The organism is Erwinia sp. MYb416 (assembly GCF_037479575.1).
In the GTDB taxonomy this organism is placed as follows: domain Bacteria; phylum Pseudomonadota; class Gammaproteobacteria; order Enterobacterales; family Enterobacteriaceae; genus Erwinia; species Erwinia rhapontici.
The window spans coordinates 1-1379 of the sequence record NZ_JBBGYT010000022.1; the positions used below are offsets into that span (position 1 = coordinate 1).

The window sequence follows — 1379 nt, forward strand, 5'->3', positions numbered from 1 at the left end:
GCCGTACCCCACGTGTGGTGTGGGAAATAGATACCTGAGTATCGTACAGCGGTTGCGTTTTTAACAGCGCCTGAATCAGACTGGATTTACCCGCGCCGCTGGGGGCGGAAACAATAAAAAGTGTACCTTGAGCCATGATTATTCTTGATATGCCAATAAAGCGGAGTCTACTTCCTGCACAGTATACACAGGTGCAGCGCGTGATGCAGCGTTTAGGCCCGGTAATACGCCTTTTTCTGTAGAAATGGACAATGTTTCGCAAGTTTTTGTTGGGTGATGCGTGCTGCCGCAGAAACCCCTGAAGCCAGTTCTCATCATCCCGCTTTCCCCCTCGCCAGTTTGCCTTCGCTGCGTTTTACTGCCGGATATTCATTGAATGTGCAGGAGAAGTAGGGATGCACTATCTGATTTTACTGGTCTGGTTTTTGAGCCTCGGGGTTTCGGCAACGTGTCCGGTCTGGGCACCCACACGCGCTGAGGAGGAAATCGCGGCTCTTGAAGCCCAACTCATGCAGTGGGATGACCTCTACCATCGTCAGGGGAAAAGCGTGGTAACCGATGAGCACTATGATGCTCTGCACAGCAAGTTACAGCAGTGGCAACGTTGTTTTCATCCCACCTTAGCACCTCACCCGCCACTGCTGACGACCGATGGTAAGGTGCCACATCCTGTCGCCCATGTTGGGGTTCGAAAACTGTCCACTAAGGATGATGTAGCGCACTGGATGATGAATAAGCGAGAACTCTGGGTACAACCGAAGATTGATGGTGTGGCGGTTACGTTGATGTACCGTCAGGGAAAACTGGTAAAGATGATCAGTCGCGGTAACGGCCTGAAAGGCGAAGACTGGACGGCAAAAGCTGCGTTGATTAACGATATTCCCCTTACGATTCCGTTGTTGTCCAGGCAGCAGGTTTTTCAGGGCGAGTTGTATCTCAAGATGACCGATCACCATCAGGCTACTGATGGGGGGAGAAATGCCCGCTCAATTGTGGCGGGAGCATTAATGGCAAAAACACCAGCCGACGTGCTGCCGCATATCGGTCTGTTTGTCTGGGCATGGCCAGACGGACCGGAAAATTTAACACAGCGCCTGTTGGCTCTGCGTCAGGCGGGTTTTCCCGATGTCAGTGAATGGACGCACAGAGTGACTGGCGTAGACGAGGTCGAAAGCTGGCGTGAACACTGGTTCCATCAGCCGTTGTCCTTTGTTACCGATGGTGTTGTGGTACATAGCCTCCCATCGGAACAGGGATGGAACTGGATACCAGGCTTGGGAAGCTGGGCGGTGGCCTGGAAATATCCCCCACCGCAAGCGACCAGTGAAGTCCGTTCCGTGGCATTTTCTGTTGGCCGTACCGGAAAAACGAATGTGGTG

General features: G+C 52.8%; 2 pseudogenes. One reads left to right on the forward strand and one right to left on the reverse strand.

The window, feature by feature from the left end:
• Window positions 1-136: pseudogene (locus WH277_RS00180) on the reverse strand (guanylate kinase); the annotation flags it as partial.
• Between the two features lie 259 nt (window positions 137-395).
• Here WH277_RS00180 and ligB point away from each other — a divergent pair.
• A pseudogene (ligB, locus tag WH277_RS00185) lies at window positions 396-1379 on the forward strand (NAD-dependent DNA ligase LigB); the annotation flags it as partial.